The organism is Streptomyces sp. CA-250714, from assembly GCF_050936705.1.
Lineage (GTDB): Bacteria > Actinomycetota > Actinomycetes > Streptomycetales > Streptomycetaceae > Streptomyces.
Genome location: NZ_JBNJMI010000002.1, coordinates 558770 through 580344, shown reverse-complemented (window position 1 = coordinate 580344; position 21575 = coordinate 558770). Strand labels below are relative to the sequence as shown.

The window sequence follows — 21575 nt, the reverse complement described above, 5'->3', positions numbered from 1 at the left end:
GTGCAAGGTCTTCCGGGCACGTCATAGGCTCGGTGGATGGCGAAGTACTTCGACGTGCACCCCGAGAATCCGCAGCGCCGCACCATCAGCACCGTGGTCGACAGCATCCGGGCAGACGCACTCATCGCGTATCCGACCGACTCCTGTTTCGCGCTGGGGTGCCGGCTGGGCAGCCGTGACGGGATGTCCCGCATCCGGTCCATCCGGAACCTGGACGAGCGGCACCACTTCACGCTCGTCTGCCAGAACTTCGCGCAGCTGGGTCAGTTCGTGCATGTCGACAATGACGTGTTCCGCGCGATCAAGGCGGCCACGCCGGGCCGCTACACCTTCATCCTCCCCGCGACGAAGGAGGTGCCGCGCAAGCTGCTGCACCCGAAGAAGAAGACGGTCGGAGTCCGTATCCCCGACCACGTGGTCGCTCAGGCGCTGCTGGCCGAACTCGGTGAGCCGCTGCTGTCCAGCACTCTTCTCCTGCCGGACGAGGAGGAGCCGCTGACCCAGGGCTGGGAGATCAAGGAGCGGCTCGACCACGTGGTGGACGCCGTGGTCGACTCGGGCGACTGCGGCACCGAGCCCACCACGGTCGTGGACTTCTCCGGCGGCGAGGCCGAGATCGTACGGACGGGCGCGGGCGACCCCGAGCGCTTCGCATAGCCGGCACGGTGCGGCCGGTTCGGCACGGAAGGGGATCGACGGGATGAGCCGCCCGCTCCATCTGGACCGGACGGCAAGTACTACGAGGGCGATCTGCTCAGTGCCGTTCTTCGGCAGCCTGCGGATGCCTGGCAGTTCTTTCCCGAGCTGGCGGAAGAGCTCTGGAGCATCGTCTCCGACCTGTCGGGAACAGCACCGCACCTCGACCGCGAGATCGGGGACTTCCTCGCCCGGTTCCCCACCGGCTGAGTCGGCGACGGCGGTGCGGTGCCTGCCGGTGCGGTGCCGTCGGCCGTCGGTACGCCGTTCGGACGCCCGCGATGTTGTCCCGGGCCGGGGCGGGGTACCTCGGCAGGGGCTGTGGAACCGTGGAACGGATGAGCCCCGGAACGATCCCGGACCGAAGGAGCGGCTGTGAAGTTCGGTGTCTCGACCTTCATCACCGACCAGGGCATCGCGCCGGCCCCACTGGGTCGTGCCGTCGAGGAGCGAGGGCTGGACTCCCTGCTGATCGCCGAACACACGCACGTCCCGGCGTCCCGCCGTACGCCGTACCCGGGCGGCGGCGATCTGCCCGACATCTACTACCGCACGCTCGACCCGTTCGTGGCGCTCAGCGCGGCCGCGGCTGTGACCGAGCGGCTGCTGCTCGGCACCGGTGTCGCGCTGGTGGCACAGCGGGATCCGATCACGACGGCCAAGGCGGTGGCGTCCCTGGACATGGTGTCCGGCGGGCGGGCCGTCTTCGGGGTCGGTGTCGGCTGGAACAGGGAGGAGATGGAGAACCACGGCACGGACCCGCGCACCAGGGGGCGTCTCGTGGACGAGCGGCTCCGGGCCATGCGCGAGCTGTGGACCGCGGAGAAGGCCGAGTTCCACGGGGAGTTCGTCGACTTCGATCCCGTCTACTCCTGGCCCAAGCCCGTCCAGCGCCCCCATCCGCCCCTCTACGTGGGCGGTGGCGAGGGAGCCTTCCACCGGGTCGCGGCCCTCGGCGACGGCTGGCTGGCCAACAGCGTGCCGCCCCAGGATCTGGGGCCGCAGATCGACCGGATGCGGAGCATCGCGGGCCGGGATGTTCCCGTGACCGTCTACGCGGCGTCGAAGAAGCCGGAGATCGTCGAGCAGTACACACAGCTCGATGTGGAGCGGCTGCTGTTCTATCTGCCGACCATGCCGGAATCCGAGACGCTGTCCTATCTCGACCGGCTCGCCGACGTCGCCGGCCGCTTCGGCTGAGCGGCCCGGGAGCGACAGTGCCGGACATGACGGGAAGCCAGGCGCAGCAGCGCTTCATCGCGGCCCGGGTCGCCCACCTGGCGACCGTCGGCGGTGACGGGCAGCCGCACCTGGTCCCCGTCGTCTTCGCCGTGACCGGGGACACCGTCGTGTTCGCCGTCGACCACAAGCCGAAACGATCCGGGCGGCTCAAGCGGCTCGCCAACATCGAGGCGAATCCCCGGGTTTGCCTTCTCGTCGACAACTACGACGAGGACTGGGACCTCCTGTGGTGGGTCCGCGCCGACGGCACGGCCACCGTACTGCCACCTGCCGACCGATCGGCGGCCTCCGCACGGTATGTGAGCCTGCTGGCAGAGAAGTACCGGCAGCAGTACGGAACTTGCCCGCCCGAAGGTCCGGTGGTGGAGATCGCGGTCACCCGCTGGACCGGCTGGCGCGCCACCTGACGGGAGCGGAGCGGATCGGGGAGCCGAACGCGGTAGCAAACGGCCCGGCCCTGGTCAGCGGCGCAGATCCCGGCTTCGTACGTACCGCAGCCCGCAGGCGTCCTCGTACGGGTCACCTTCCGCGCCGATCAGGGACCGCAGCGGCTGCATCGGAAGCCAGGTCAGGCCGAGCAGCCAGCGGCCGACGGCTTGCCACAGGCGCGGCCGCCCCGCGTCGGCCTCGCGCACCACACGCGTCCGGAACAGGAACTTGCCCACCGTCGTACGGAACACCACGGCACCCAGCACATGGTGGAGGAAGGACACTCCGAGGACACCCGCTGCCGCGTACAGCCAGAAGGTACCGACGCTCTTGTCGCCCGCGAGGCGCTGAGCGATGGCGAGGCCGGCCACGAGCGCGATCGTGCCGTCGACCATGGCGGCGAGCGCCCGGCGCTCGTCCCCGATCTCGTTGGGAACGAGGGGCCGCCGCGGGACCGGAGGCGGCGGCGCGTGCGGAGCCGGATTGGGCGGCGGGTGCGCGGACGGAGGAGCATACGGCTGGTTGGCGGCCCGATGGCGCTGGTCATCGATCACGGTCCACCATCTTGCCGCACGCGCTGTCGCAGCCCCGGGGCGGCTGCGCGAAGCCGGAGCTACTGAACGACAACGTGGACACCCGCGACATGCCGACGACGGCCGGTTCGCCGGCGCCGGCCGGGTGCCCGCCGGATCCGTGCACCGGCTGCCCGTCGGGCTGCTCCTGATGGCCGGTGACCACCAGGACGCCGAACTGCTGTCGCTGGGTGCGGCGGTGGAGCGCCGGCTGGACGCCTGGCGGCCCCCGCGCTATCTGCCGTAGACCTCGGAGCTCCGGGGCCGCGCGGACGGCTGTGTGGGGCGGGCGGCGAGGATCGCGATGTCGTCGGTGCTGTCGGCGCCGAGTCCGATGAGGAGTTCGTCGCAGAAGACGTCGAGGGGTTCGCGCGCCAGGTCGGCCGTGTGCCGACGGAGCTCGGCCATGGCGTCGCCCAGGGATTCGCCGCGGCGTTCGATGAGGCCGTCGGTGTACAGCAGTACGGTCGAGTGGGCGGGGAGCGGATCCGCGGCGGTGGGCCGGCGCTGCTCGGGGTCCATGCCCAGGAGCAGGCCGTTCCCGTTCTCCAGATAGCGGGTCTCACCGTCCGCGGTGGTCAGCAGCGGCGGCAGATGCCCGGCGGAGGAGTGCTTCAGCTCCCAGGGACCTTCCTCGGGGCCTTTGACGAGGGCGTAGACGCAGGTCGCGGTGGCTTCCCTGGACAGGCTGTGGTTGGCCAGGTCCAGCCGGCGCAGCACCGCTTCGGGCGGCTCCTGCCGGTCGACGGCGATCCCGCGGAGCATGCTGCGCAGCTGGCTCATGGCGACCGCCGCCTCCAGGTCGTGCCCGGCGACATCGCCGATGACCAGCGCCGTCTCGCCGTTGGGCACGACGAAGCAGTCGTACCAGTCGCCGCCGACCTGCGCCGTGGTGGAGGAGGGCGCGTAGCGGGCGGCCAGTTGAAGGTGCTCGATGTCCGGCAGCACGGGCAGCAGGGAGTGCTGGAGTCGTTCCGCGATGTCCCGTGTCGCCTGGTAGAGGCGGATGTTGTCCACGCCGAGGGCGAGGTTGCGGACCAGGTCGTCGACCAGGGAGAGGTCGTTCTCGGTGAACGGCCTGCTGCCCTCGCCGCGAGCCACGGTCAGTGCGCCGAGCACCTCCCGGCGGGCCCGCAGCGGGGCGACCACGGCACTGCTGCCGCCCAACTGTTCGAACAGTTCCAGCTGGCTGGCGTCCAGCGGACTCTGGGCCTGGTTCGCCGCCGGGATCTCGGTGAACAGCAGCGGGCCCGCGCCCCGCAGCACCCGGGCCAGTGGCCCGCGTGCCTCCTCCGCCACCGCGGGCAGCCGGCCCTCGCGCACATCGGGGCGCACCCGCCGGGGATCACGGTGAGCGACGCAGGCCCGGTCGACACGGCCCTGTTCGTCCAGCAGATCCAGCGCACACCAGTCGGCCAGCCGCTCGGTCAGGATCCGGCACACCTGCCGCAGCCCCTCGACCAGATCCCGGGTGCCGCTCAGCGCGCTGCGGGTGTCGGCCAGCAGGGAGAGCCGCTCCAACGCCGACACGTCGGTCTTGTCACCGCTCAGCTCCCGCACGGGCTCCGGGGGAGTGGGCCCGTAAGGGCCGCTTGCCTCCGGCAGCGGAACCGTCCGCTCCTTACGGGGAGCGCGTTCGGAGGGGCCGGCAGCCCGCGGGGAGAGCTGGGCGACGAAGACGGTGCGTCCGTCGGCTGTCTCCTGGGGCTGGATCACCAGGCGGACGGGGATCAGCGTGCCGTCGCGGTGCAGCGCCGGCAGCGGCACGGAGCGGCCCAGGATCCGGGGCTGACCGGTGAGCAGCAGGGATGTGAACGCCGATACATGGCGCTTCCGCAGATGTTCGGGGATGAGAACGGTCAGCTGCTGCCCCAGCAGCTCATCCGTCTGCCGGCCCAGCAGATCCGCCGCCGCGTCGTTCGCCGCGATGATCCGGTCCTCCTCGTCGGCCGCGATGGTCGGGACCCTGCTGTCCCGCACCTGCCCCGGGTCCCACGACGCCAGCTCGGAGGGGCTGGCGCCCGGCTCGCGGGGGACGACCGTCCACGCGGTGGGCTCACCGCCGGCGAGCTGGCCGGCGATCTGGTCGAACAGCCACTGGTGGAAGACGCGATTGTGCGGGAGGGACGGCCGGGTGAGGAGCCGCTCGTCCCGGGCAGCCTCCTCGGCCAGGTCGAGCACCCGGCGCAGGGTGAACAGCGCCGCAGTGGTGTCCGCCGGGACCGACACCCGCAGGGACCGGACATCCGCGTCCGAGGGCTGGTGCTCCCGGGCCGCCCTCATACAAGCGCTGAGCACGTTGCTCATCTCGTGAGCGGTGACGAGATCCTGCGGCTGCACGCCGACCGGCTCTCCCGCCAGTACGGCGAGGAGCAGTTCGCGCAGCAGCGCGTGCCTCCGGTAGTGGGACGCCGTGTAGAGGGCGTCCGGCAGGTCCACCAGCGTCACCGTGTCGTGGGGACCGGACGGCGGTGCGGCGTCCTGCCACCCGGAGGGCGGCGGGGGCGATCCGGCGGACCCCAACTCGAACCACACCGTCTTCCGTTCGTCGTCGGCCTCGACCCCGTAGCGCGACGCGAGCCTCTCCACCACGAGCAGCCCCAGCCCCGTACTGGCGTACGCACGGCGTTCCTGGGGCACCAGCCCGCGGGACGGGCGGCGATCGGCGACGCGTACCCGCACCGTGCCGTCGACGGCGGAGGCCGACACCTCGACTTCCGTGCGGGCATGCAGCACCGCGTTGGTCACCAGCTCACTGAGCAGCAGCTCGGCGCTGTCCACCACATCGGGCGCGACGCCGTCCAGGGCGCCCCGGATGAAGCGCCGGGCCTCCGGCACGCTCTCCGGCCGCGGGGGAAAACGCCGTGCGGAAGTTCCCGGCGAGCTCGGCGGCCCCGCCGGGCCCGGTGCTCCCGGCGAGCTGAGGTTGCCCATGACCCCAGTCTGCTCCAGCCGCCCGGCACCCGGCTCCGCCCGCCACGTGTGTGCTGGCCAGCGGGCCGTGTCCGGTGAGCCGATGGAGTGAGCCGGCCCTGGCAGAGCGCCGTTTGTCAGCTGCTGTTGCGCACGCCCCTGGGCCCCGCGCCGCTCACTCCCACACGGCGACGCTGCGGCGGACCGGGACGGATGTGGGGTCGGTGGCGAAGAGGTGGGGGGAGTGGGTGCGGATGCGTTCGATGTCGCTGAAGACCGCGCGCAGGTGGGTGCGCATGGCGGTACGGGCGCGCTCCGTGTCGCCGCCGAGGACCGCCTCGAAGATCTCGGCGTGCTGGGCGGCGAACGCGGCGGAGGAGGCGTGCTCGTGGAGGCCGAGTCGGCGGGCCCGGTCCAGATGGCCCTTGGCGGCTGCGACCGTGGTCCAGGCGTTGGCGTGCCCGCTCAGCCGTAGCAGTCCCTGGTGGAAGGCCTCGTCCAGGGCGAAGAACTCCTCCAGTTCGAGCCCGGGGCCGCGCTGGCGTTCCAGATTCTCCCGGAGCTCGGTGACGACGCCGGTGTCCAGCTCCTCGGGCAGGTCCTCCAGCGCTGCCAGCTCGACCGCCTCGCGCAGGAACTGGGCGTCCGCGACCTGCGCCGGGTCCACTCGGGAGACGAAGGAGCCGATCTTGGGGAAGATCTGCACCAGCCCGTCCTGGGCCAGCATGATCAAGCTCTCCCGGACAGGGGTGCGGCTCACCCCGAGGGTGGCGGCCAGCTCGTTCTCGGAGATGGCGGCGCCCGGGGCGAGCTCCAGGGTCAGGACCATCTGACGCAGCCGGTTGTAGAGGGCGCGCCGGCTGGTCGGCCGCCGCTTCGAGTCAGCCATGCGCCCCATCGTATCGGGACGGCGGCCGGCCGGGCCCCGCGGAGAAGACACAGGTGACGCGGCACGCACCCCTTGTCCGGCTGCGCGACAAGTGCTTGTATACAAGCCCTGCCCGACCAGAGGTCGCCGGACCGCTGGAACCGACCGGCGGACCGCTGGAACCGACCGTTCGAAAGAGAGGGACGCCGTGAGCAAGATCGAGCACGCCGAGGTGTTCGTCGCTTCCCCGGGGCGCACGTTCGTCACCCTGCGTATCACCACCACCGACGGGGTCACCGGCCTCGGCGACGCCACCCTCAACGGCCGGGAACTGGCCGTCGCCGCGTATCTCCGCGACCACGTCGCCCCCCTGCTGATCGGCAAGGACCCGGCCCGGATCGAGGACATCTGGCAGTACCTGTACAAGGGCGCCTACTGGCGGCGCGGCCCGGTCACCATGACCGCCGTCTCCGCTGTCGACACCGCCCTGTGGGACATCAAGGGCAAGACCGCGGGCCTCCCCGTCTACCAGCTGCTCGGCGGCCGCTCCCGGGACGGCGTCCTCGTCTACTCGCACGCCAGCGGCGCCGACGTGCCCGCCCTCCTCGACGACGTCGAGCGCTTCCTCGAACTCGGCTACAAGGCGATCCGGGCCCAGGCCGCCGTCCCCGACGTCGGCGGCACATACGGTGTGCGCAAGGGCAAGCTGTACGAGCCGGCCGCCAGCGCGCTGCCGGACGAGCAGCCCTGGGACACCGAGGCGTATCTGCGCTTCGCCCCCACCTATCTGGAGGCGGTACGCGAACGCTTCGGCTTCGGCTTCCACCTCCTGCACGACATCCACCACCGGCTGACGCCCATGGAGGCCGCCCGGTTCGGCAAGCGCGTGGAGGACGTCGGGCTGCTGTGGATGGAGGACCCGACCCCGGCCGAGAACCAGGAGGCGTTCCGCCTCATCCGGCAGCACACCACCACCCCGGTCGCGGTCGGCGAGGTGCTGACCTCCATCTGGGACGTCCAGCAGCTGATCACCGAGCAGCTCATCGACTACGTACGCACCAGCGTCGTACATGCCGGTGGCCTCACCCATCTGCGCCGGATCTTCGACCTCGCAGCGCTCTATCAGGTGCGTACCGGATCGCACGGCGCTACCGATCTGTCCCCGGTCAGCCTCAGTGCCAACGTCCATCTCGACCTGGCCGTCCCCAACTTCGGGATCCAGGAGTACATGGGCCACCCCGAGGAGGCCGCCGAGGTTTTCCGGGGCGGAGTCACCTTTGCCGACGGCATGCTGCACCCGCCCGAGGAGCCGGGGCTCGGTGTGGAGTACGACGAACAGGCCGCAGCCCGCTTCCCGTACGAACCGCGGTACCTGCCCGTGGCGCGCCGCCTCGACGGATCGGTCCACGACTGGTGACCGCCACCGAACCGGCCGCCGAGCCGCCCCGTCTCGACCGCGCCGCCCTGCGGCGGCTCCCGTCCGAGTGCCGTCCCGCGCTCGACCCCGGCGAACTGCGCACCCGCGTACTGCACTTCGGGCTCGGCGCCTTCCACCGGGCGCACCAGGCCGTCTGGACCGAGCAGGCCGCCGCCCGCTCCGGGGAACCCTGGGGGATCACCGCGGTCGCGCCCCGTTCGGCCGCGACCGCCCGGACACTGCGTGAGCAGGACTTCCTCTACTCACTCACCGAACGGCACCCGGACGGCGCCGCCACACGTGCTCCCACCCGCGTCGTCGCCGCGCTCACCGGGGCCCTGGTGATGACCGACGACGCCGCCCGCGTCGACGAGCTGCTCGCCGATCCCGAGGTCACGGTCGTCACCCTCACCGTCACCGAGAAGGGCTACCACCGCATCCCCGGCCGCACGCCACACGACGGTGCCCTCCTGGACCGGGCGGCCCTCGCCATCGCCGCCGATCTCGAACGGGCAGCGGCGGGGCCCGGCGCGGCGCGGCCGACCACCGTCATCGGACGGCTCGCCGCCGGACTGGCCGCCCGGATGCGGTCGGGTGCGGCGCCCGTCACCGTCGTCTCCTGCGACAACATGCGGGACAACGGTGCCGTACTCGGCGCCGCCGTACGGGAGTTCGTCGCCGCGAGCGGCTGGCCCGACCGGCGGGCCGTGCTCGACCGGATGGCCACCGCCGTCGCCTTCCCCGGTACGGTCGTCGACCGGATCGTCCCCGCCACCACCGACGTCGACCTGACTCGCGCCGCTGCCGCGCTCGGCGTGCGGGACTCCGCGGCGGTGACCGGGGAGCCGTACCGCAGCTGGGTGCTGGAGGACTCCTTCAGCGGCCCCCGGCCGCCCTGGGAGCTGGACGGCGCGCTGTTCGTCCCCGACACCACGCCTTTCCAGCTCACCAAGCTGCGGCTGCTCAACGGCTCCCACTCCGCCCTCGCCTATCTCGGACTGGCCGCCGGGCGGAGCACCGTCGCCGAAGCGCTGGACACCGACTGGGGCGGGCCACTGGTGCGGCGGCTGTGCGCCGAACTGGCTCCGACCCTGCCGCCCGGCGGACCCGACCCGACGGCCTACGCGGACGAACTCGTCACCCGCTTCCGCAACCCCGCCATGGACCACCGGCTCCGGCAGATAGCCGCCGACGGTTCACTCAAACTCCCCGAACGCTGGCTGCCGGCGCTGCGCACCCTGCGTGCGGCCGGCACCCCCACCCCCTTGCTCGAACTCGCCCTCGCCGGCTGGGTGTACGCCACCCACCCGGACCGGCAGGCCGCCGACCCCGCGGCCGACACCCTCGCCGCCTGCTGGCGCACCCACCCGGAGCCCACCGGCACCGTCCGCGCCCTGCTCAGTACGCTCGGCGCCCCCGATCTCGCCGACGACACCGCGCTCACCGGCGCCGTCGCCGCCCGGCTGCCCGCGCTGCGAGCCGGCCGCATCGAGGTCTGACGCCATTACGCCCACGCCGAGCCGCACACCCCCTCGGCTTCCGCACGACACCCGTACGCCCCCGCTACGAACCCGCGCCTCCAACTTCCCCGTACGCCCCCGCGCTTCCCCGAGCACTCACGAACAACGGAGTTCCGATGACGCACAGCGCCACCACCGAGCCGGCGGGCGCAGGTCGTGTGCAGCGCACGACCCGCGACCTGACCAGAGCAGCCGTCTCCGGATGGCTGGGCACGGCCATGGAGTTCATGGACTTCCAGCTCTACTCACTGGCCGCCGCGATCGTCTTCAACAAGATCTTCTTCCCGGGAGCAAGCCCGGCCCTCGGCCTGCTCGCCGCCATGGCCACCTACGGCGTCGGCTACGTCGCCCGCCTCGTCGGTGCCGTCTACTTCGGCCGGATGGGCGACCGCGTCGGCCGAAAGAAGGTCCTGGTCATCACCATCCTGATGATGGGTGCGGCCACGACCCTCATCGGCGTGCTGCCCACCTACGCCGAGATCGGCCTGCTGGCTCCCACGCTGCTGGTGGCGCTGCGCCTGGTACAGGGCTTCGGGGCCGGTGCCGAGATCGCCGGCGCCACCGTGATGCTCGCCGAGTACGCCCCGGTCCGCCGCCGTGGCCTCGTCGCGTCGCTGGCTTCGCTGGGCACCAACACCGGCACCCTGGCAGCTTCCGGGCTGTGGGCCGTCCTGCTGGCCGTCCTCACTGAGGATCAACTGCTGTCCTGGGGCTGGCGGCTGCCGTTCCTGCTGAGCTTCCTCCCGCTGCTGTTCGCCCTCTGGCTGCGCCGCAGCCTCAAGGAGAGCCCCGTCTTCGAGGAACGCCCCGACGTCGTGGACGGAGTGGCCGTGAAGACCGACGAACTGCGCTCCGCCGTCGGGGAGGAGACCGCCGGCACGCTGGAGGCGGGACTCCGGCAGCGCAAGGGCCGGGCGTTCTTCCTGACGCTCGGCCTGCGCTTCGGACAAGCCGGCAACTCAGGGCTCGTCCAGACCTTCCTCGTCGGCTACATCGCCGGCACCCTGGCCATCGACCGCTCCGTGCCCACCGATGCCATCCTCTACGGCTCACTGATCGGCTTCGTCACCGTCCCCGCGATCGGCATGGCCGGTGACCGCTGGGGCCGCCGCCCCGTCTATCTCGCGCTGTCGGGACTGACCATCGTGCTGGCCTTCCCGCTGATGCTGATGATCGCCCACGGCAGCACCGTCGCACTGACCCTCGGCATGATCCTCGCGTTGAACATCGGCGTTCTGGGACTGTTCTCGCTGGAGAGCGTCACCATGGCCGAACTCTTCGGCTCCCGCACGCGGTTCACACAGCTGGCCGTGGCCAAGGAGATAGGCGGCGTGCTGGCCACCGCCATCGGCCCGGTGCTCGCCGCCGCACTGACCGCCGCGACCGGAAGCTGGTGGCCGATCGCCGCCATGCTCGTCGTCTACTCCCTCATCACACTGCTCTCCGCCCTGTTCGCCCCCGAGACCCGCGGCCGCGACCTGGTCCGCGTGGAGGACGCCGTATGACAGCCGCCGCCCGGATGAAAGCCGTGGTGGTGCACGGCACGCGTGACGTACGGGTCGACGAGCGGCCCACGCCCGTCCCGGGCCACGGCGAGGTGCTGCTCGCCCTCGAATGGGGCGGCATCTGCGGCTCCGACATCGCCTACTGGAAACACGGCGCCTCCGGCACCGCCACCCTCGCCCACCCCATGGTCCTCGGCCACGAGGTGGCCGGCCGCGTCGCCGCCGTCGGCCCCGGCGTCACCGGGATCACCGAAGGCACCCCCGCCACCGTGCACCCGGCCCGCCCGGTCGGCGACACCATCCTCCCCGAGCGACTGGCAGGACGCACCAACCTGCTGCCGCGCGTACGGTACTTCGGCTCCGCGGCCTTCGACCCGCATACGGACGGCGGCTTCTGCGAGTACCGCACCGTGCCCGCCGAGCAGCTGCGTCCGCTGCCGGCGGGGGTCTCCACCGAGCACGGCGCCCTCGCCGAACCACTGGCCGTCGCCCTGCACGCAGTCAACCGGGCTCCCGCGCTACGGGGACGCTCCGTGCTGGTCAACGGCGCCGGACCGATCGGCTCGCTGCTCGTCGCCGCACTCCGGCACGCCGGCGCCGGCCATGTGACGGCCGCCGATGTGGCGCCCGCCGCGCTGGACGTCGCCCGCGCCATGGGCGCCGACGAGACCCGCGACCTGTCGCAGGGGCAGCGGCTTCCCGACGATGTGGAGGTGGTCTTCGAGGCGTCCGGCGCACCCGGAGCGCTCGGCCCCGTGCTGCGGGCCACCGCGCGTGGCGGCCATCTGGTCCAGGTCGGCAATCTCCCCGGCACCCCGGCACCCGCCGTCCTCGGCGATCTGGTGACCCGCGAGATCACTTGGAGCGGCTCATACCGCTTCGTCGAGGAGATCGACGACGCGCTGCGCGCCATGCGGGACGGCCTCGACGTCGCCCCCGTCATCAGCCACCACTTCGCCCTGGACGAGGCCGCCCACGCCCTGGCCGTCGCGGCCGACCCGACGGCCGGGTGCGGGAAGGTGATGCTGCGGCTGGGGCTTCGCCCCTGAGGGCGGGCTTGGGGGAGCAGACCTACCAAGCGAAGAGCTTCGCCCCGTCAGGGGCGCGGGGAACTGTGCGATCAACTACGACGTTCCCGCAGCCCGCAAGCCTCGGGCAGGGGTACCCCCTCACCGGAACCGGCGAGGACCGGGGGCCAGGTGCGCCGAGCACCGCTCACCCCTCCCGATAGACCTTCGTATTGGACGCCTGCGCGCGCGGGCGGACCACCAGCAGGTCGATGTTGACGTGGCTCGGGCGCGTAACGGCCCAGGCGATGGTGTCCGCGACATCGTCGGCGGTCAACGGCTCGGCCACGCCCGCGTACACCTTCGCCGCCTTCTCCTTGTCCCCACGGAAGCGGGTCAGGGCGAACTCGTCGGTCCTGACCATCCCGGGCGCGATCTCGATCACGCGGACCGGGCTGCCGACGATCTCCAGCCGCAGAGTCTCCGCGAGCACGTGCTGCGCGTGCTTCGCCGCGACATAGCCCGCCCCGCCCTCGTACGTCGCGTGCCCCGCGGTGGAGGAGAGCACCACGACGGTGCCGTCCCCGCTCGCGGTGAGCGTGGGAAGCAGGGCCTGGGTGACATGCAGGGTGCCGATGACGTTCGTCTCGTACATCTGCCGCCAGTCCTCCGGGTCACTGGAGGCGACCGGGTCGGCCCCCAGCGCGCCGCCCGCGTTGTTCACCAGGACGTCGAGCGTGTCGAACCGTCCGGCGAACGCGTCGACTGCCGCCCGGTCCGTCACGTCCAGGGCGTACGCCTCGGCCTGCTGCCCCGCCTCGGCGATCTCCGCCGCCAGGGCCGCGATGCGGTCCTCGCGGCGCGCCGTGAGCACGACCCGGTAGCCGGACGCCGCGAGCCGGCGCGCGGTCGCGGCGCCGATGCCGCTGCTCGCACCGGTGACGACTGCGGTACGGGAGGGGGTGGCCTGAGCGGTGGCGGTCATGAACGCTCCTGGACGTTCCGGACGTGCGGTGGTCTTACGCAAGCGTAGGCGGGCAGGTCATCGCGGTGTCGGCCGCCCCGCGACTGGACGCTGCGATACCGCAGCAGGTCCGGGACAGGGGTGTGACCCGGCCTGGGAGATCCTTGCGGACATCCTGGAAATCCGGGGCGCCCTGCGGCGCCCCGAGGAGCGGCCCCCAGGGAGCCGGCAGGAACCGTCGGGGGAGGGCGGGCTCATGGAACAGCCGGGGAGGCGTGGGCCGACGGACTGTCAGCGAGGGGTGATACGACGGAAGAGCTGTCGCCACGGGCGACAACCGGTGGTACGCGCACGGCGCTTCGTGGCGAACGCGTGTCACCGCACCGCACAAAGGGGAGGCCCAGAGCCGGGTACGCAAGTACCCGACACGAAGATGAACGCATTATTCGGCAAAGAGCGCAAGGCAATGCGCAAAGCAATGCGCAATGCAACGGGGATGCAGTGCACAACGGGGGATTGATGCTGCGCATTCATTTCACGAACGACGACCTCGCCCGAACACGTATTGCCTGCGGGCCCGATCCGATGTGGGAAAGCCTGCTGAGTCTGCACATGCTTCAGCACGACGAGCTGGCAGAGGTGTTCGGGCAGTGGCGGACGAAAGTCCGGAAGTCCATCAGCAGCGACACGGCTCTGCTCTACGAACTGGCGCCACCGCGCGGCTATTCCGTGGATTTCCTCACCCCGCCCGGGGCGGCCGACCTGGAATCCGGCATCGAATCCATCATGTCCACGCCCCGTAGCCGGCTCCGGGGCGACCTCCTCACCTTGACGGCCACGAGGCGGCCGACGAACTGGCAGCGGTCTCTGGCGGACGGCAGCGGCGACGCCATGCGACAGCTCGGTACGGCACTGCGGGAGTACTACGCCGTCGCCCTGGCACCCTTCTGGCCGGAGATCCGCCGCCGGGTCGAGGCCGACCGGGCGATGCGGGCCCACACCCTGCTCGACCACGGACTGGGGCATCTGCTGGGCACGCTGCACCCCGCGGGAAAATGGACGGACCGCGTGCTCACCCTCTCCTACGGGGGCTGCGACCGGGATCTGCGGCTGAACGGCCGCGGCCTGATTCTGGTGCCCTCGTTCTTCTGCTGGGGCAAGCCCATCTGTCTGCGGGATCCCGAGCTCCCTCCGGTGCTGGTCTACCCCGTCCGGCACGAACTGGGCTGGGCGGTGGCCGACGGCCGGCCGGAACACGGGCAGTCGGCCCGTCCGTTGGCGTCCCTGATGGGGCGTACACGCGCGGCGGCACTGGAGACGATCGCGGTCGGCTGCACCACGACCGAACTGGCCCGGCGTCTTGACATCTCGCTCGCCGCCGCCAGCGAACACGCCACCACGCTGCGGGCGGCCGGCCTCATCACCACCCTCCGCCGGCACCGCGCCGCCCACCACTCCCTGACACCTGTCGGGGCGCAGCTGTTGCAGGAGAGCCTGATCGACACCGTCGGGCGCCCCGCGTAGGGCGTGTCCCCGCGCCCCGTAAGGGGCGCGGGGAACTGCGCGACAAGCCACAACGCGCCCGCAGTCGGCGTGCGTCGAGCAGGGGCACCCCCTGACCGGACCAACGGAGAGGGCCGGTCAAGACCCGCCGGACACCGTGCGGAACAGCCGCCCAGTGAGCACAAACGCTGGGCGGCGCTTCGGCGTGAGCACTCGGCACCGGCTGCCCAAATGCTCCGTTTCGAGCAGGGGCGAAATATCCCCTCTCAACCTTCCGAGAGGTGCCGAAGTGCGAAAACATACAACTCGTGCGAAGACTTCGGCCGCGACGGCAGAAGTCGAACAATTAAACGGGAGGAAACAGAATGGGCTTCGACCAGCCCGCCCGTCGGGGGCGCACGGTACGCATGGGGGACCCGGCAGGTCAGCAACACGTCCTTCCCCACGGCAAAGAAACACAGCCCGGCGTTCGTGCGGGGCGAAATACGATGCTTTTCGGCCACGCTGAGGGGCTCTGTCGTCTCTCGCCCGTCGCTTCGTAGAGCCCGGGAGTCGACGAATGGAATTTCCAACCAGCGTCGAATGTCAGTCCGAGCAGTCGGGCCGGAGCAGGCAACGTCTGTACATGTTGCGCGCCGACGAGGGCACGGACACGGTCGAACTGCCGCTGGACGCCCTCAAGGCCGCCGACTCCCCGCGGGCGAACGGGGAGGACACCGCGCACACGAGGGCTCTGGCCGAGACCGACGCGGCTCTGCCACCGATCTTGGTGCACCGGCACACGATGCGCGTGATCGACGGAATGCACCGGCTGCGGGCGGCCGAGCTCAGAGGCGCCGAGACCATCACAGCCCGCTTCTTCGACGGCGACGAGAACGCGGCCTTCGTCCTGGCCGTGAAGTCCAACGTCGCGCACGGTCTGCCGCTTTCGCTCGCCGACCGTAAGGCCGCCGCGCTCCGCATCGTCACCTCCCACCCGCAGTGGTCGGACAGGATGATCGCGGACGCGACGGGGCTGGCCCACAAGACGGTGGGTGCGATCCGCCGCCGGCTGGACGGCGGGGGGTCCCAGCCGGTCGCGCGGGTCGGACGTGACGGTCGGGTACGGCCGTTGAGTAGCGGTGACGGGAGGCTGCGGGCGAGCGAGCTGCTGAAGAAGAGCCCGCACGCGACGTCCGAGGAGATCGGTCTCGCCGCCGGTATCTCGCCGACCACGGTGAAGGACGTACGCAGGCGACTGCAACGCGGCGAGGATCCGCTGCCGTCCGGCCGGCAGCGGCACGGCCCGGACGGCTCGGTCGAGCACGCGACAGCAGATCATGCACCGGTCGAGCGAGCCACGCTCGACCATGCCTCGGCCGAGTGCGCATCGCTCGACGGTGTCTCGGCCGAGTGCGCATCGCTCGACGGTGTCTCGGCCGAGTGCGCATCGCTCGACGGTGTCTCGGCCGAGTGCGCACCGCTCGATGGTGTCTCGGCCGAGCGTGCCCCGCTCGATGGTGTCTCGGCCGAGCGTGCGAGGCCCGACCACGCACGGGCCGACCAGGCGTCGTCGATGCCCGCCCGGCCGGAGGAGCCGAGGGTGCCCAGGGCCCGGAAGGGAGAGGTGACCAGGAGGAGGCGCCCGGCAGCCGGGGTGCGGAGTACGGACCGTGCGGCGGACCTGCAACGGCTCCGCGCGGACCCGTCCGTCCGTTTCACCGAGTCCGGCCGTGCGCTGTTGCGGTGGCTCGACGTCGGCCCGCGTACCGTGGCGGAGGCCGTCACCCTCGCGGGCCGGGTGCCGGACCACCATCTCGGCCTGATCGCCGCGCTGGCGCGGCAGAGCGCGGCCATGTGGCAACAGCTCGCCGACGAACTGGAGCGGCGCGCGAACGCACACACCGCGTACGGCGGTTGAGGCCGTAGGGCGCCGGTCCCCGTATGCCCGGGGGCCGGCGCGCCTGCGCCGGTGCGGGGCCGGTCCGGTCCGGCGCCGGTGCCCCGTATCGGAGTTCGTCCGCGTGCGGGTACCGCGCGCGGGGGTCGACTAATGGTCGACCTGCGGTCGACTGGCGGTCGACTGGGGAAATTCCCCAGTTGCCCCCAGGGGGCGCTCGCCGGCGCCTCGCGACGGGGTGTCCGCGACCGTCCGTGCGCTCGCCGGATGACCGTCGCCCGGCCGTCGAGCGCCCGTGCCCTCTTTCTCGGCCGAAGTAACGAGAAGCCCGCATGCTGGCCGAGCGTAGACGCCGAATTCCCTTGCGGCGCAGAATTTTTGGCAGTACGGAATGGGTGCTGTCCGGGGAAATGAGTGGGCTCATTACCCTAGTCGCCTCATCAGAGGCTGTGCTAAAAAATTTGCATGAGCCTCATCGAGTTCCCCGAAGACTGGAATTCCGCACTGGTTGTGGTTGCCCATCCGGATGATGTCGAATATCCAGGAGCGGCTCCTGTCGCCCGCTGGACAGCGCAGAACAAGAATGTGGTCTATCTGGTGGCCAGTCGTGGCGAGGCCGGGCTGGACACCATGCCGCCGGAGAAGTGCAAGGACTTGCGCGTGGCCGAGCAGATTGCCGCTGCCGCGGAAGTCGGCGTCTCCCAGGTGGAATTCCTCGATCACCCGGACGGAATGATCGAATACAGCCTCGGACTGCGCCGCGACATCGCGGCCGCGATCCGCCGGCACCGGCCCGAACTGGTCATCATCGGCAACCACCGGGAGATCAGCGGCAACGGCATGCTCAACATGGCCGACCATCGGGCGGTCGGGCAGGCCGGAATCGACGCGGTCCGTGACGCGGCGAACCGCTGGGTCTTCCGGGAGCTGGCAGAGGAGCCGTGGTCGGGCGTGCGCTACACGGCCCTGCTCGGTTCACCGAACAACACGCACGCCGTCGACATCGGGGAATGGTTCGACGCCGGAGTGCGCTCGCTGCTGGCGCACCGCGCGTACCTCGAGGCGCTGGGCACCTCGCGGGACGAAGTCGAGGCGATGCTGCGGAAGTTCTCCGCCGAGGTCGCCTCCCAGTTCGACGGCAGGCCAGGCGTCGGCTTCGAAATGCTGTGAGTCGGCGACGGCTCCGAAATTCCCTAGAGCGAATTCTCAAGAAACGAAAGCAGGAGAAATTCATGGCGACGAACACTGGAAGCACCGACGTCTACACCACCTCGTGGGAACTCACCGCCTCGGTACGGATCGACGCGCCGGGCGCGGCGGTCTACCGCATGGTCAGCGACATCACACGTATGGGGGAGTGGTCGCCGGAGTGCTTCGGCGGCAAGTGGATCGCCGGCACACCCGGCACGGAAGGCGCCCGGTTCCACGGCTTCAACCGGGAGGGCGAAGCGGTGTGGACCAGCGAGTCGGAGGTCATCACGGCAAAGGAGCCGAAGGAATTCGGCTTCACGGTGCTGAAGTTCTGCGCCGGGGAGCCCACCGCTGACTCCAGCTGGCTGGGCGGCTCCCAGCCGGGCGACATGACCTGGACCTTCCAGATCGAGGACGACGGCTCCGACGGATGTGTCCTGACTCAGCGGCACGTCATGCGACTGGTCGGGCCCTTCTACCGCGCGCTGCTCGAGGAAGTGGACGAGGACAAGCGCGCCGACCACGTCCAGAACCGCAAGGAGCACCTCCAGCACTCGATGGAGAGCACGCTGGCCCGGGTCAAGGCCGTGGCCGAGCAGCAGGCCTGACCAGCGGCCGAGTTCGGGGGGAGAGCGGGGGAGAGCGCCGTGAGGATCGGTATCGTCGGCGGTGGCGCGTCAGCGGTGTGCGTCATCGACGCACTGGCACAGTCCGGGCACCCCTTCGGGGAAGTGACGGTTTTCGACCCCTCGCCGCAGCTATGGCGAGGGCGGGCCTATCAACGGGACACCGAGGTCGTCCTGGTCAACTCGCCCGCGGAGGACATGTCCGTACGGCAGGGCGACACCGACCACTACGAGCGGTGGCTGCGGCACCGGGGCGTGCGTGCGGAGTTCGCGTCGCGCACGGCGTACGGCGACTACCTCGAGGAGACCGCGCGCGAGGGGATCGAGCGGCTGCGCGGCCGCGGGTGGCGCATCACCCTCGTACGCGAGGCGGTGACCGGTGCGCTGCGCAGCGGTGAACAACTCGTCCTGCACACGGCGGACGGTCTGCACGAGCCCTTCGACCATGTGGTGCTCGCCGTCGGTGGCGGCCGCCCCAGGGACACTTACGGGCTGGCAGGCCGACCCGGCTTCGTCGGGGACCCCTACCCGCTCGCCGCCACCCTTCCGGCCGTCGGTGCCGAGAACGACGTCGTCGTCATCGGCACGGGCCTGACCGCGGTGGATGTGCTGATCGCTCTGGTCTCCCGCGGTCACCGTGGCCGGATCACCCTGCTCTCCCGGCACGGGGTGCTGCCTGCCGTGCGGCAGCGCCCCATCTGCCACCGGCTACGGCACTTCGTACCGCAGCGACTGCACGCGATGGCGGGCCGGAGCAAGTATGTCGCTCTGCCGGACGTCGTCGAACTGCTGCGGTTGGAGCTCGCCGAAGCGGGAGCGGACCTCGACGAGGTCTGGGAGGAGATCACCCGCACCGGTGAGGAGGATCCGGCCGCCCGACTGCGCCGGCAGCTGAACGATGTGGACTGCGAGCGCATCGGGCTCAGGGTGTTGCAGCAGGCCGTGCATGTGTGCGGGCCGGACCTGTGGCCGCTGCTGGCGGAACGGGTCAGGCAAGAGATCCTGAACAGCCATCACCGCACCCTGATGAGCCTGTGCTGTCCCATGCCGCCGAGCAGCGCGCACACCCTCCTGCGGCTGCTCACCTCCGGTCAGTTGCGGGTCCTCAGCGGAGTCCGGCGCGTGGCACCGCTGCCCGACGGCGGCTTCCACGTCACGGCCGACGACGCGGAACTTGCAACCCCGCATGTGATCAACGGGGTGAACGCGCCGGCACACCGGATCCCGCTCGGGGCACGGCAGTTGGTGAACGCGCTGTACGACGAGCGCCTGGCGATGCCGCATCCGGACGGTGGCCTCTGCGTGGACACCGCCACCAGCCGGGTGGTGGGGTCCGGGCACCGCAGCCGGGGGATCTACGCGATCGGCGATATAGCGGGCGGGACCTTCTTCTTCACCTTCGGTATCCCGTCGTTGGTCGACCGCTGCCACGACATCGTCACGGACATTCTCACCGTCCAGGCAATGCGTACGGAAGAAGGAAGCTGTGCCTGAGGAATCGACGAACACGCTGCCGGCCCATCTCGCCGACACCGCGACCGGTCTGCCCATTCCCGGCCCACCCGAGTTCGCGTCGGCCGAAGAGGAGCGGCGCCACCGCAAACAGCGGCTCGCCGCGGCGATCCGGCTGTTCGGCAAGTACGGCTTCGGCGAAGGAATCTCCGGCCACATCTCCGTACGTGACCCGGAGGACCCCGGCCTTTTCTGGGTGAACCCCTTCGGTGTTTCCTTCAAACGCGTCCGGGTGGCCGATCTGATCTGCGTCGATTCCGACGGTGTCGTCCGGTCGGGTAGACACCCGGTCAATCCAAGCGCGTTCGCCATTCACGCGCAGATTCATCAGCTGTGCCCCGACGCGGAAGGCATCGCACACGGGCACACCGCCTACAGCCGTGCCCTCGGCGCACTCGGGCAGCTGTTGCAGCCGGTGGACCAGGAATCGGCCGCGTTCCACGACAACCAGGTGCTCTACGACGAGTACGACGGCCCCGCAATCAGCATCGACCAGGGGCGGGACATCGCACAGCGGCTGGGCGACAGGACCGCGCTCCTCCTGCGCCACCACGGACTGATCACCGTGGGGGCTTCGCTCGAAGAGGCCGTGCACTGGTTCTTCACCTTCGAGAGCTGCGCCCGGGTCCAACTGCTGGCCGCGGCGGCCGGAACGCCTCGGCCCATGACCGAGAAGCAGGCGCTGCTGGCGCGGGACGGCTTCGGTGACGCGCAGCTGGCCTGGTTCAGTTTCCAGCTGATGTGGGACGAGATCGTCCACGAACAGCCGGACCTGCTCGATGAGTGACCACGCAGCGGCGGTACGCACTCCCGTCACCCACCGGGGTGAGCAGGCCGTGCAACAACGGGTCGGAGAGGGCAGCCCTCGGCACGGCTCGCCGATGTTCGGGCCGGACATCGCGCCGGCGTACGCCGAGTTCATCGCGCAGCGGCGGATGGTCGTGCTGGGCTCCCTGGACGAGACGGGCGCGGTCTGGGCCACCCAGCTGACGGGTGACGCCGGCTTCGCCGCTCCGGCAGGCGACACCACGCTCGTCTTCGCCGCTTTCCCGCCGGACGGCGACCCGTTACGGCACGCGTTCGAGAGCGAGCGGCCGAGCGGAATGATCGCGCTCGACCCGCTGAACAGCCGTCGGGTCAGGGCCAACGGCGCGGTCCGCCGGCACGGTGACGGCCTGGTGATGCGTACCGAGCAGGTGCTGCGCAACTGCGCCAAGTACATCCAGAAGCGCGAACTGGCCCCCGAAGCGGCTCCGTCCGGCACGCCGGGCCCCGCCGCCGTCAGCAGTACGCGGCTCACTGCGTACCAGCAGCGGTGGATTTCCGGCGCCGACACCTTCTTCATCGCCAGCCACTCACCGGAACACGGGGCCGACGCCAGCCACCGGGGCGGCCTTCCCGGATTCGTCACCGTGACCGGCGAAAGACAGCTGAGCTGGCCCGACTACAAGGGCAATTCCTTCTACATGACGTTCGGGAACATCGAACTCGATCCGCGCTGCGGGCTGCTGTTCGTGGACTGGGAAAACGGTCATACTTTGCAGGTGACCGGCGAATGCCATATCGATTGGCGCGACCGGTCGGCACCGGGGGCGAAACGGGCCGTGCACTTCGCTGTGCAGCGCGTCGTGCAGATCGAGAACGCCACATCATTGCGGTGGCGGTTCCTCGAATACTCGTCCTTCAATCCGTGAGCCGGCACGGCTCTTTTCTTTCACTCAAGACTCGAGG

The 21575-nt window shown here is 70.7% G+C and carries 18 protein-coding genes and 1 pseudogene; 15 read left to right on the top strand and 4 right to left on the bottom strand.

Going from position 1 to position 21575, the window contains the following annotated elements:
* Positions 1–36 precede the first annotated feature (36 nt).
* The 3 genes from ACQEU8_RS21435 (at position 37) to ACQEU8_RS21425 (ending at position 2345) form a co-directional block, all read left to right on the top strand.
* Positions 37–657 (top strand): L-threonylcarbamoyladenylate synthase, encoded by a 621-nt coding sequence (locus tag ACQEU8_RS21435; protein ID WP_433103474.1) that lies wholly within the window; start codon positions 37–39, stop codon positions 655–657.
* A 414-nt stretch (positions 658–1071) separates the two neighbouring features.
* Positions 1072–1896, top strand: coding sequence for an LLM class F420-dependent oxidoreductase (locus ACQEU8_RS21430; protein WP_433103472.1), 825 nt, complete (start codon positions 1072–1074; stop codon positions 1894–1896).
* A gap of 17 nt (positions 1897–1913) precedes the next feature.
* A complete protein-coding gene (locus ACQEU8_RS21425; protein ID WP_433103470.1) occupies positions 1914–2345 on the top strand; it encodes a TIGR03668 family PPOX class F420-dependent oxidoreductase in 432 nt (143 codons plus the stop codon).
* 54 nt (positions 2346–2399) lie between these two features.
* Here ACQEU8_RS21425 and ACQEU8_RS21420 read toward each other — a convergent pair whose 3' ends face one another.
* Positions 2400–2921 carry an RDD family protein gene (locus tag ACQEU8_RS21420; RefSeq protein WP_433103468.1) on the bottom strand — a complete coding sequence of 174 codons (522 nt, stop codon included), beginning with the start codon at positions 2919–2921 and terminating at the stop codon, positions 2400–2402.
* Between the two features lie 124 nt (positions 2922–3045).
* Between ACQEU8_RS21420 and ACQEU8_RS21415 the strand changes: the two are divergent.
* Positions 3046–3186, top strand: a pseudogene (locus tag ACQEU8_RS21415) (amidase family protein); the annotation flags it as partial.
* Here ACQEU8_RS21415 and ACQEU8_RS21410 read toward each other — a convergent pair.
* Together ACQEU8_RS21410 and ACQEU8_RS21405 are read right to left on the bottom strand one after the other, a co-directional pair.
* On the bottom strand, positions 3174–5873 hold the full coding sequence (locus ACQEU8_RS21410; RefSeq protein WP_433103466.1) for a SpoIIE family protein phosphatase: 2700 nt from the start codon (positions 5871–5873) through the stop codon (positions 3174–3176). The pseudogene ACQEU8_RS21415 and the gene ACQEU8_RS21410 sit on opposite strands and share 13 nt — an antisense overlap.
* Before the next feature lie 154 nt (positions 5874–6027).
* On the bottom strand, positions 6028–6741 hold the full coding sequence (locus tag ACQEU8_RS21405) for a GntR family transcriptional regulator (protein ID WP_433103464.1): 714 nt from the start codon (positions 6739–6741) through the stop codon (positions 6028–6030).
* A gap of 187 nt (positions 6742–6928) precedes the next feature.
* Here ACQEU8_RS21405 and manD point away from each other — a divergent pair, with 187 nt between their 5' ends.
* The 4 genes from manD to ACQEU8_RS21385 all read left to right on the top strand — a co-directional run bounded on the left by manD (position 6929) and on the right by ACQEU8_RS21385 (position 12211).
* Positions 6929–8137 carry a D-mannonate dehydratase ManD gene (manD, locus tag ACQEU8_RS21400; RefSeq protein WP_433103462.1) on the top strand — a complete coding sequence of 403 codons (1209 nt, stop codon included), beginning with the start codon at positions 6929–6931 and terminating at the stop codon, positions 8135–8137.
* Positions 8134–9636 carry a mannitol dehydrogenase family protein gene (locus ACQEU8_RS21395; RefSeq protein ID WP_433103460.1) on the top strand — a complete coding sequence of 501 codons (1503 nt, stop codon included), beginning with the start codon at positions 8134–8136 and terminating at the stop codon, positions 9634–9636. Before manD ends, ACQEU8_RS21395 begins: the two co-directional genes overlap by 4 nt.
* A gap of 137 nt (positions 9637–9773) precedes the next feature.
* On the top strand, positions 9774–11162 hold the full coding sequence (locus tag ACQEU8_RS21390; protein WP_433103458.1) for an MFS transporter: 1389 nt from the start codon (positions 9774–9776) through the stop codon (positions 11160–11162).
* Complete coding sequence (locus tag ACQEU8_RS21385) at positions 11159–12211, top strand: L-idonate 5-dehydrogenase (RefSeq protein ID WP_433103456.1); 1053 nt, start codon at positions 11159–11161, stop codon at positions 12209–12211. The genes ACQEU8_RS21390 and ACQEU8_RS21385 overlap by 4 nt, the downstream gene beginning before the upstream one ends.
* A 166-nt stretch (positions 12212–12377) precedes the next feature.
* Here ACQEU8_RS21385 and ACQEU8_RS21380 read toward each other — a convergent pair whose 3' ends face one another.
* The gene (locus tag ACQEU8_RS21380) at positions 12378–13154 is read right to left on the bottom strand and encodes an SDR family NAD(P)-dependent oxidoreductase (protein WP_433103454.1); all 777 of its coding nucleotides are present in this window, start codon (positions 13152–13154) and stop codon (positions 12378–12380) included.
* Positions 13155–13745: 591 nt separating this feature from the next.
* On the opposite strand from ACQEU8_RS21380, the gene ACQEU8_RS21375 reads away from it, so the two are divergent.
* The 7 genes from ACQEU8_RS21375 to ACQEU8_RS21345 all read left to right on the top strand — a co-directional run bounded on the left by ACQEU8_RS21375 (position 13746) and on the right by ACQEU8_RS21345 (position 21538).
* Positions 13746–14657: an ArsR/SmtB family transcription factor gene (locus ACQEU8_RS21375; protein WP_433103452.1), complete on the top strand. Its 912-nt coding sequence runs from the start codon at positions 13746–13748 to the stop codon at positions 14655–14657.
* Positions 14658–15261: 604 nt separating this feature from the next.
* Positions 15262–16536, top strand: coding sequence for a ParB/RepB/Spo0J family partition protein (locus ACQEU8_RS21370; protein WP_433103450.1), 1275 nt, complete (start codon positions 15262–15264; stop codon positions 16534–16536).
* Positions 16537–16980: 444 nt separating this feature from the next.
* The gene (locus tag ACQEU8_RS21365) at positions 16981–17685 is read left to right on the top strand and encodes a PIG-L deacetylase family protein (protein WP_433103448.1); all 705 of its coding nucleotides are present in this window, start codon (positions 16981–16983) and stop codon (positions 17683–17685) included.
* A gap of 62 nt (positions 17686–17747) precedes the next feature.
* Positions 17748–18314, top strand: a complete 567-nt coding sequence (locus ACQEU8_RS21360; protein WP_433103446.1) for an SRPBCC family protein — start codon at positions 17748–17750, stop codon at positions 18312–18314.
* A gap of 39 nt (positions 18315–18353) precedes the next feature.
* Entirely contained in the window at positions 18354–19826 is a 1473-nt protein-coding gene (locus ACQEU8_RS21355; RefSeq protein WP_433103444.1) for an FAD/NAD(P)-binding protein, read from the top strand.
* Positions 19819–20631 carry a class II aldolase/adducin family protein gene (locus tag ACQEU8_RS21350; RefSeq protein WP_433103442.1) on the top strand — a complete coding sequence of 271 codons (813 nt, stop codon included), beginning with the start codon at positions 19819–19821 and terminating at the stop codon, positions 20629–20631. The genes ACQEU8_RS21355 and ACQEU8_RS21350 overlap by 8 nt, the downstream gene beginning before the upstream one ends.
* A complete protein-coding gene (locus tag ACQEU8_RS21345; protein WP_433103440.1) occupies positions 20624–21538 on the top strand; it encodes a pyridoxamine 5'-phosphate oxidase family protein in 915 nt (304 codons plus the stop codon). The genes ACQEU8_RS21350 and ACQEU8_RS21345 overlap by 8 nt, the downstream gene beginning before the upstream one ends.
* The last annotated feature ends 37 nt before the right edge of the window (positions 21539–21575 follow it).

Excerpts from the sequence above, each read along its gene's own strand:
- ACQEU8_RS21435 (WP_433103474.1), top strand. The coding sequence starts at position 37 with ATGGCGAAGTACTTCGACGTGCACCCCGAGAATCCGCAGCGCCGCACC.
- ACQEU8_RS21410 (WP_433103466.1), bottom strand. The coding sequence starts at position 5,873 with ATGGGCAACCTCAGCTCGCCGGGAGCACCGGGCCCGGCGGGGCCGCCG.
- ACQEU8_RS21405 (WP_433103464.1), bottom strand. The coding sequence starts at position 6,741 with ATGGCTGACTCGAAGCGGCGGCCGACCAGCCGGCGCGCCCTCTACAAC.
- ACQEU8_RS21390 (WP_433103458.1), top strand. The coding sequence starts at position 9,774 with ATGACGCACAGCGCCACCACCGAGCCGGCGGGCGCAGGTCGTGTGCAG.
- ACQEU8_RS21385 (WP_433103456.1), top strand. The coding sequence starts at position 11,159 with ATGACAGCCGCCGCCCGGATGAAAGCCGTGGTGGTGCACGGCACGCGT.
- ACQEU8_RS21380 (WP_433103454.1), bottom strand. The coding sequence starts at position 13,154 with ATGACCGCCACCGCTCAGGCCACCCCCTCCCGTACCGCAGTCGTCACC.
- ACQEU8_RS21375 (WP_433103452.1), top strand. The coding sequence starts at position 13,746 with ATGCTTCAGCACGACGAGCTGGCAGAGGTGTTCGGGCAGTGGCGGACG.
- ACQEU8_RS21370 (WP_433103450.1), top strand. The coding sequence starts at position 15,262 with ATGTTGCGCGCCGACGAGGGCACGGACACGGTCGAACTGCCGCTGGAC.
- ACQEU8_RS21365 (WP_433103448.1), top strand. The coding sequence starts at position 16,981 with ATGAGCCTCATCGAGTTCCCCGAAGACTGGAATTCCGCACTGGTTGTG.
- ACQEU8_RS21360 (WP_433103446.1), top strand. The coding sequence starts at position 17,748 with ATGGCGACGAACACTGGAAGCACCGACGTCTACACCACCTCGTGGGAA.
- ACQEU8_RS21345 (WP_433103440.1), top strand. The coding sequence starts at position 20,624 with ATGAGTGACCACGCAGCGGCGGTACGCACTCCCGTCACCCACCGGGGT.